Raw genomic sequence first — 9,746 nt, 5'->3', positions numbered from 1 at the left:
AAAGGTAGCAATCTTTTCCGCTCCCGCAATATTTATTTTAAAATAAACATGCCCTCCATCTCGCTCTGCCATCTTTTCAATCAAACCCTTCCTCCGAAGCGGGATGCAAAAGTAAGGATTTTTAATGAATATCCAAAGGTTTTACCCCGAATATCTGAAGGTTTGGGATAACAACATGGTTTTCAGACAGAAAAAATACACCGCAGGGCAAAACTTTTTAGGGGAACAGCTGTTTGTAGCTGTCTAGTCTCTTCAGACTTACCGGGTTTTCTCCTCCGCCCGGCCGTTTAAAACTCCGGAAGACCCTGCCAGCTAAACCCGACAGCAGCGGCAGCCCCCGGTTTTTCTACCAGGGCTACAGCGTATGGCGGGAACATACCTGTATAGTAGCACCGAACCTGCTTTGCTAAAAAAACAAAGGCACTCTTAATATATAGTGTAGCATTAAACCCAGCGTGGCCTGAAGAGACTTCCGAAGTTTTCCCCTGCACACAGCCGTTTAAAACTTAGGAAGACCCTGCAGAATAAACCCGACAGAAGTGGAAAACCCGATGGTGAGGAACGAACCAAGGCTTTGTAACGGATGGCGGGACAACACCTACATAGTAACACTGAACCAGCTTTCCTAAAAATCATAAAGAATATATCACTAGGCAAACTTCCGAAGTTTTCCAACCTCTCTGCCTTTTAAACTTCGGAAGTCAAAAATATTTTATAAATTAGTTAAATGCATCTGGTAAAACAATGGACTTCGGACTTATTTGGATTGCTATTCCCAAATTTATGCAATGCATGCGGCAATTCTTTGTTTCGCCACGAACAGTTGATTTGTTTAAAATGCTTATACGATCTCCCTTTTACCGATTATCACCAACATGCAGATAATAGGGTTGCCAAGCAGTTATGGGGCCGCTTACCACTTAATGCTGCAATGGCCATGTTGTATTTTAGAAAAGGAGCGAAGGTTCAAAACTTAATCCACAACTTAAAATATAATGGCAGAACCGATGTTGGGGTATTATTAGGCAATATGCTAGGCGAGCGGCTAAAAAGCGGAATTCTTTACCAAGATATCAACATGGTTATCCCAGTTCCTTTGCATCGTAAAAAATATAAGATTAGGGGTTATAACCAAAGTAGCTTTATTGCAGAAGGAATTGCATCACAAATGGGAATAGATATTAGTGAAGATCACCTTATCCGGACTACTTCAACGGAGAGTCAAACTAAAAAAAGCAGGTATAACCGGTATGAAAACATGAAAGATGTTTTTCAGGTAAATTCTGCTGAAGAAATCATCGGTAAACATATTTTACTGGTTGACGATGTAATAACCACCGGGGCAACACTTGAAGCCTGTGCCAATACACTCTTAACTATTGGGGCGGCAAAAGTGAGCATTGCAGCCCTTGCCTTTGCAGAATAATTACGGTTACACGGTTTAAGCGCTATTGTAAGTGGCCAAACATTTTTCTAAGTTTGATTTATGCGTTTAAATATTGGTTTAGTGCTTTTAATTTTATTCTTTGGTTCAGCTTGCCGGAAAGGGGAGCGTATAACCACAGATCCGAACGCCAAACTAAACATCTCTAATAAAGAAGTATTATTTGATACCATTTTTACTTCAGTAGGATCAATAACCAAAAGAATAAAGATCGTTAACTGGAACAATGATGCGGTTAAAGTTTCCGAAATCAGATTATCAGGTGGCAATACTTCGGCTTTTAGCATTAACATTAACGGGGAGCAAACGCAGAGCAAAAATGATCTCATTATAAACGGCAGGGATTCTATAAACCTTTTTGTCAAAGTTTCGATCAACCCAAATTCAACTAACCTGCCCTTTCTTGTTCAAGATTCTATCATATTAAATACAAATGGGAATAAACAGGTGATTCAGCTTTTAGCTTATGGGCAGAATGCTGTATTTGTTAACGAATCGACGATTAATGCCAATACCATCTGGACAAAAGCTTTACCCTACATTATTAATGGATCGTTAACCGTTAAGAACGGAGGGTCACTAACCATCCAGCCTGGAACTAAAATTTATTTTCACAAGGATGCAAATTTAAATATAGAAGGGAATCTAGTGGTTAATGGCAGCCTTACTGAACCTGTACTATTTTGTAGCGACAGGCTGGAATACATATATAGCGATGAGCCCGGACAATGGAAAGGGATTTTCTTAAAACGAACCGGATGTGGGCTTATTAAAAATGCGATTATTAAAAATGCATCTGTTGGCATTACCTCCGATTCTTTGTCCGTGAACAACAACCCCAAATTAATTTTAAGCAATAGTACTATTAAAAATATGCAGGTGGCGGCTTACATTGGCTACCACTCGGAACTGCTTGCATTTAATAATGTAATGTATAACTGCGGCAATTACTTAATATATGCAGTAGGGGGAGGGAATTACAACTTAAAACAGAATACTTTTGCTGGTTACAACTCAAATTTCCCACGTAAAACTGCCGCTCTGAGTTTTTCGGATTATTTATCGGCAAATGCTTATAACAAACTTCAGGTAGATTTAACCAATAATATCATATGGGGGAATTTAACGAATGAACTGGATATCCAAAAGAAAACGGCTGCAATAGTGCAGTTCAATTTATGGAGCAATTTAATCCGGTCTAACAACAGTGCTTACAGTAACAATGGCAACATTTTAAATACCGATCCTCTTTTCATTAATCAAGATCTAGAAGATTTTCGGGTATCTTCCGGTAGCATCGTCAGAAAAAAGGGAACTGATTTAAGTACTGATCCGTATTTCTTTGATTACCTCAATCATGATGCTAAAGGAAATGCAAGAATTTCTCCCTCAACCTTAGGTAGTTACGAGAAATAACTTATTTTTTTCATTTTCTCAAAACAAAATGGCGATAATTTCCGTTTATATATTCGAGAGCGTTAATTTAGATGGTAAGGGTCGATATTTCTTCTAAAGAATATCGGCCCTTTACTTTTTACAAGATTAAGATTAGGATTGCCACTCCATTTTCAGGCTATTTTTTAATACCGCTTCAATCTCCAACAAGATTTATTTCTTTAGAATTTAGCATTTGTGCCTATGGCAGCCCGCTTTTCCTCCTGCCGTTTTAATTCATCAATATCAAAATATATAGATTAAAACGGCATCCGTTCAATCTGGCTTAGTTAACAAAGTCAGTATTTAAATACTCCCCTAACAAAAAAGCAGCTACAAATTAATGCAAAGTCCTATTTATTTGTTTTGTTATAAAATTATTCTACTGTTACAGATTTAGCTAAGTTTCTAGGCTGATCTACATTACAACCACGCATCACCGCAATATGATACGACAATAACTGAAGCGGAATAGTTGCTATAAGTGGTAAAAAGGCTTCATTGGCATCAGGAATTTCGATACAGTAATCGGCCATTTTCTTCACCTCCGAGTCTCCCTGGGTTACAATCGCAATCACTTTACCTTTTCTTGCTTTTACTTCTTGTATATTGCTGATTACTTTTTCGTATGATGAATTCTGCGTAGCAATAAAAACCACCGGCATTTCTTCATCAATTAAAGCGATAGGCCCATGTTTCATTTCCGCTGCAGGATAACCCTCTGCGTGGATATAAGAAATTTCCTTAAGTTTTAAGGCACCTTCTAAGGCCACAGGAAAACCACTACCTCTTCCCAAGAACAAACAGTTGGTAGAATCTTTGATCTTTTCTGCAACTTCTTTGATCAGATCGTTCGATTCTAAAGCAACCTGGATCTTTTCTGGGATATGATCCAGTTCGGTTAAAAGCTCGATTAATTTTGAGGTGGTAATGGTCCCTTTTTGTTGCGCCATATAAAAGGCCATCAAGGTTAGAACCGTTACCTGGGCAGTAAATGCTTTTGTTGAGGCTACGCCAATTTCTGGACCCGCATGGGTGTAAACCCCGGCATGGGTTAAACGCGGGATGGAAGCCCCAGCAACATTACAGATCCCAAAAATAGTTGCTCCACGTTCTTTAGCCATCTCGATGGCCGCCATGGTATCGGCAGTTTCGCCGGATTGTGAAATGGCAATTACTACATCTTTTTCGGTGATAATTGGATTTCTATACCTAAATTCTGAAGCATACTCCACCTCTACAGGTATACGGGCATATTCTTCGATCAGGTATTCGCCAACCAAACCTGCATGCCACGATGTTCCGCAGGCCACAATAATGATCCGGTCTATATTTTTTAATTTCTCTGCGAATTCTTTGATCCCGCCAAGCTGAACTTTTCCTTCTTCAGGATAAATCCGTCCACGCATACAATCTTTAATTGAACGTGGCTGCTCATAAATTTCTTTAAGCATAAAGTGATCAAAGCCACCTTTCTCCAGCATCTCAAGTTTTAACTGTAACTCTTGAATTAAGGGGGTTTGCACTACGTTATCCAATTGTTTAACTAAAAGGTCATTTTTGGTAATCAGGGCGATTTCGCCATCCTTTAAATAAATTACGGTTTTAGTATACTCAATAATCGGGGTCGCATCAGAGGCAATAAAATATTCTCCTGCTCCAACACCAATTACCATCGGACTTCCTTTCCTCGCCACAATTAAACGATCAGGGTGTTCTTTATCCATAATCACGATGGCGTAGGCACCGTTCACTTCCTGCAAAGCCAAACGAACTGCTTCTAAAAGATCAATATTTTCAATTTCCTGGATTTCTTCAATCAGGTGGATCAATACCTCTGTATCGGTGTCGCTTTTAAACTCGTGGCCACGACTAGTCAATTCTTCTTTTAAGGTGGCGTAGTTTTCGATAATTCCATTATGGATAATAGACAGCTTACCGCCATTTGATGTGTGGGGATGAGAGTTTCTATCGGAAGGCACGCCATGAGTTGCCCATCGCGTATGTCCCATACCAATTGTACCAGACTTATCTTTGTCTTCGGCATATTCTTCTAAAACAGCTACTTTTCCAGCCTTTTTATAAATATGCTGACCACTATCGTTCATCAGTGCAATACCAGCACTATCATAACCCCGGTATTCTAATCTTTTAAGACCTTTCAATACAATCGGCCAGGCTTCTCTGTAGCCAATATAGCCTACTATTCCACACATAAGTTACATCATTTTATTGGTCAAATATATAAAACAAACGTTTGTTTTACATCATTAAGGCGAAAAACTTACTTCACAAAAAAAAGCAGTTACAAATTAATGTAACTGCTTGTGTCATTGTCACTCTAGCCGAGTGAATGTATAATCTTATTTATATAGTGGGAAGGCACTTACCAACTTAATCACCTCAGCTTTTACACTATTCAGGTTAGCTTCATCTTCCGGATTGGTTAAAACCTGGTCGATTAAATCTACAATCTTCTGCATTTCAGTCTCTTTTAAACCTCGTGTAGTAATTGCGGCAGTACCTACACGGATACCTGAAGTTACAAACGGCGATTTATCATCGAAAGGAACCATGTTTTTGTTCACTGTAATTTCAGCTTTCTCTAAAGCATTTTCAGCTACTTTACCAGTAATATTTTTATTTCGAAGATCGATCAGCATCAAGTGGTTATCTGTACCTCCAGAAATAATGCCATATCCTTTAGCTACAAATGCTTTGGCCATTGCCTGTGCATTAGCGGCAACTTGTTTAATATATGTTCCGTACTCCTCGCTTAAAGCTTCGCCAAAAGCAATTGCTTTAGCTGCAATAATATGCTCTAACGGACCACCTTGTGTACCAGGGAAAACCGCCATATCGAGCAGGTTACTCATTAAACGGATTTCGCCTTTAGGTGTTTTTAATCCCCATGGATTTTCGAAATCCTGCCCCATCATAATCATACCTCCACGTGGACCACGTAAAGTTTTGTGGGTGGTAGTGGTTACAATATGGCAATGTGGAAGCGGATTGGCCAATAATCCTTTTGCGATTAAACCTGCAGGGTGAGAAATATCAGCTAAAACCAAAGCACCGATTTTATCAGCTACTGCACGGATAAAAGCGTAATCCCACTCGCGGGAATAAGCAGATGCACCGCAGATAATTAATTTAGGTTTTTCGGCTAAAGCAACTTCTTCTAATTTTTTATAGTCAATTAATCCTGTTTCTTTTACAACGCCATAAAATAAAGGCTGGTATAGTTTACCCGAAAAGTTAACAGGCGAGCCATGGGTTAAGTGGCCTCCATGAGAAAGATCAAATCCTAATATTTTATCGCCTGGCTGCAAAACGGCAAGCATTACTGCTGCGTTAGCTTGTGCGCCAGAGTGTGGCTGAACGTTTACCCATGCTGCGCCGAACAACTCTTTTGCCCTATCGATAGCAATCTGCTCTACTACATCCACTACCTGGCAACCGCCATAGTAACGTTTTCCTGGTAAGCCTTCAGCATATTTGTTGGTTAGTACCGATCCGGCAGCTTCCATCACTTGCTTGCTTACAAAGTTTTCTGATGCAATAAGCTCTAAACCATGCTCTTGGCGGTTTAACTCCTTATCAATAAGTTCAAAAATTTGGTTGTCGCGTGTCATCATTATATGAGGTTTGTATTTTTTTGGCAAAAGTAAGAAATTCAAATTTAATTTAGGCCGTATTAGGATAATGCTTTCACATTAAAGTTGTTAAAGCCGCTCCCAATGGTTATCTCTACGATTTGTTGCTGCAACATTTCTAAAATAGCCAGGAAATTATAAACGAAATGCACTTTATTCTCCGAATTTTTAAGCACTAAGGCAAAATCGATCTGTTTATTGATATCGAGCAGATTCGCAATAAAGTGTTTTTGTTGCTCGATAGTGTAAGGATATTGTACCACGGTGTGTTTAACCTCTTCGCTGCGCAGCTCATACTTCTGCATCGTTCGGTGGTAAACGGTTAAAAGTTTATAGAGATCCAATGATAAAAGTTCATCCTGGTGACTGGAAGATGCGGCGGCCAGGGTTAAATCATATGCAATATTACCCCGTTGATCTTGTTTAAGCCGTTCCTCTTCAAAAACTTTCATTTCTTCTGCTGCAGATTTAAACTGCTTATAGGCGATAAGCCTTGCGATCAGGTCTTGTTCAGCATTAATTTCATTTCCGGCTTCATCAACCTCAATCCTTGGCAAAAGCATTTTAGATTTAATGCGCATCAAGGTTGCGGCCACTAAGATAAATTCGCTGGCAACTTCTACATTTAAAGCAAGGAGCTGATGGATGTAGGCCAAAAAGTCGTTGGTGATTTTGGCAATCTCCACATCCTGGATATTGAGTTCATCCCGCTCTATAAAGAACAGCAACAAATCGAAGGGGCCTTCGAATACCGGAAGTTTAATTTCAAAATTCTCTGCCTGCATGTGAAGAGACAAACATAACGAAAAATTTTAGCCCTTAATAATATAAACCCTAGCCTATTAACCACTAAACCCTAAAGTTAATGTCATTAATTTTAGATTTTTACCACAGATAAACACAGATCTATATTTATAGCTGTGTTTATCTACGGTTAATTTTGTTTTTAAACCCAAAACGGTTTTCCTTAACCTTATCCGCTATCTCATAAACACAACTAAACGCCCATAACCCAATTGTCAATAACTAAAGCCATTTTACCACAAATACAAATAGAACTGAGGTTTATCTGTGTGTATCCATTTTATCTGTGGTTAATATTCCTTTTGACTTAAACCTAAACCCTTAATCTGCACCCGCTAAGCCCTCAACGCCAACCGCTTAACGCTCAATAATAAACCACTATTTTTCTCTTCTATATTAAAACAAATTTGCCTTACTTTGTATCTTGTTTTTTACCATAAATTTCGAATGCAAGTAAAAGCTGGCCCCCTATTATCTAAAATCAACTATCCCGCTGATTTAAAGCAATATAGCGAATCTGACTTAGAACAAATAAGCCAGGAATTACGACAGTATATCATTGATGTAGTTAGTGTTAACGGTGGCCATTTTGGAGCCAGTTTAGGTGTTGTTGAATTAACAGTGGCCTTACACTATGCATTAAATACCCCTTACGACAAGTTGGTTTGGGACGTAGGCCATCAGGCATACGGACATAAAATATTAACCGGGCGTAGGGATTTATTCCATACCAACCGTGTATACGGTGGTATTAGCGGTTTCCCGAAGATTTCAGAAAGTGAATATGATACCTTTGGTGTAGGCCATTCTTCTACTTCAATTTCGGCCGCTTTAGGGATGGCGGTGGCTTCGCAGTTAAAAGGTGAAACCGATCGGCAACACGTTGCCGTTATCGGCGATGGCGCCATGACAGCTGGTTTAGCATTTGAGGGATTAAACCATGCCGGGATCGAAAACAGTAATGTACTTGTGATCCTGAACGATAACTGCATGTCTATCGATCCGAATGTGGGTGCACTTAAGGAATATTTAACCAGCATCACCATTTCAAAATCGTACAACCGTTTCCGTGATGATATTTCTCATGTACTCACAGGGCTTTCTAAACTAGGCCCTAATGCACATAAGTATGTTAAGAAAATTGAGAAAAGCATTAAAGGAACCTTACTTAAACAAAGTAATTTATTCGAAGCCTTAAATTTTAGATACTTCGGCCCCGTTGACGGGCACGATGTAAAACGTTTAGCACAGACCATAAAAGATTTATCTGCTATTCCCGGTCCTAAACTTTTACACTGCGTTACTGTAAAAGGTAAAGGTTTTGCATTGGCAGAAAAAGATCAGACCAAGTGGCATGCACCAGGTCTTTTCGATAAGATTACCGGTGAAATCAAAAAAAGCACTCCCGATAAGCCGCAACCGCCAAAATACCAGGATGTTTTCGGGCATACCATGGTTGAGCTGGCAGAGGCGAATGATAAAATTGTAGGTATTACACCTGCTATGCCATCAGGATCATCGTTGAATATTATGATGAAAGCGATGCCAAAACGTGCATTCGATGTGGGTATTGCAGAGCAACATGCCGTGACTTTCTCGGCTGGTTTAGCGACACAAGGATTAGTTCCCTTTTGTAACATCTATTCAAGCTTTATGCAAAGGGCATACGATCAGGTGATCCATGATGTAGCCATTCAAAAGCTAAACGTAGTGTTTTGTTTGGATAGGGCGGGCTTAGCAGGTGCTGATGGTGCAACACACCATGGTGCATATGATATTGCTTACATGCGCTGTATCCCGAATTTAGTGATCTCTTCGCCAATGAACGAAGAAGAATTGCGTAACCTGATGTTTACTGCTCAACAAGAAAATGTGGGGCCATTTGTAATCCGTTACCCACGTGGTAATGGTGTTATGCCCGATTGGAAGCGACCATTCAAAGCATTAGAAATTGGCAAAGGACGTAAGATCTGTGATGGAGAGGATGTAGCCTTATTAACTATTGGCCACGTAGGTAACTTTGCCGTTGAGGCACGAGCCGAATTAAACAGCGAAGGTTTTTATCCAGCACATTACGATTTACGTTTTGTGAAGCCATTGGATGAGCAGCTACTACATGAAGTATTTGCTAAATATAAATATGTAATCACCGTAGAAGATGGCTCTTTGCCAGGTGGAGTGGGTTCAGCAGTACTGGAGTTTATGGCCGATCATGGTTATAGTGCCAATGTGATCCGTTTAGGTATTCCAGATCAGTTTATCGAACATGGAGAACAGGCCGAGCTTTGGGCCGAATGCGGTTATGATAAAAATGCAATTATAGCGGCAGTAAGAAAAGTGGCTGTAAAAAGAACAACAAATAGCATGGCAGGGTAGGCTACCATCATTCTTGTAATGATTGTCATTCT

Annotated in this window: 6 protein-coding genes; 3 read left to right on the top strand and 3 right to left on the bottom strand. The window is 39.6% G+C overall.

Going from position 1 to position 9,746, the window contains the following annotated elements:
* Nucleotides 1–727 precede the first annotated feature (727 nt).
* Entirely contained in the window at nt 728–1,426 is a 699-nt protein-coding gene (locus tag LQ201_RS14850; RefSeq protein ID WP_230143441.1) for a ComF family protein, read from the top strand.
* A gap of 60 nt (nt 1,427–1,486) precedes the next feature.
* The gene (locus LQ201_RS14845; protein ID WP_230143439.1) at nt 1,487–2,860 is read left to right on the top strand and encodes a hypothetical protein; all 1,374 of its coding nucleotides are present in this window, start codon (nt 1,487–1,489) and stop codon (nt 2,858–2,860) included.
* 395 nt (nt 2,861–3,255) lie between these two features.
* Here the strand turns inward: LQ201_RS14845 and glmS are convergent, their stop codons facing one another.
* The 3 genes from glmS to LQ201_RS14830 form a co-directional block, all read right to left on the bottom strand.
* On the bottom strand, nt 3,256–5,094 hold the full coding sequence (gene glmS / locus LQ201_RS14840; RefSeq protein WP_230143437.1) for a glutamine--fructose-6-phosphate transaminase (isomerizing): 1,839 nt from the start codon (nt 5,092–5,094) through the stop codon (nt 3,256–3,258).
* Nucleotides 5,095–5,241: 147 nt separating this feature from the next.
* Entirely contained in the window at nt 5,242–6,513 is a 1,272-nt protein-coding gene (gene glyA, locus LQ201_RS14835) for a serine hydroxymethyltransferase (RefSeq protein ID WP_230143467.1), read from the bottom strand.
* A gap of 62 nt (nt 6,514–6,575) precedes the next feature.
* Nucleotides 6,576–7,319: a ScpA family protein gene (locus LQ201_RS14830; RefSeq protein ID WP_230143435.1), complete on the bottom strand. Its 744-nt coding sequence runs from the start codon at nt 7,317–7,319 to the stop codon at nt 6,576–6,578.
* A gap of 466 nt (nt 7,320–7,785) precedes the next feature.
* Here LQ201_RS14830 and dxs point away from each other — a divergent pair, with 466 nt between their 5' ends.
* The gene (gene dxs / locus LQ201_RS14825; protein ID WP_230143434.1) at nt 7,786–9,714 is read left to right on the top strand and encodes a 1-deoxy-D-xylulose-5-phosphate synthase; all 1,929 of its coding nucleotides are present in this window, start codon (nt 7,786–7,788) and stop codon (nt 9,712–9,714) included.
* Nucleotides 9,715–9,746 lie beyond the last annotated feature (32 nt).

Origin of the sequence: Pedobacter sp. Bi126 (assembly GCF_918698245.1) — a bacterium.
GTDB lineage: Bacteria > Bacteroidota > Bacteroidia > Sphingobacteriales > Sphingobacteriaceae > Pedobacter.
The sequence above is the reverse complement of the archived record's forward strand: the minus strand, read 5'-3'. Positions and strand labels throughout refer to the sequence as shown.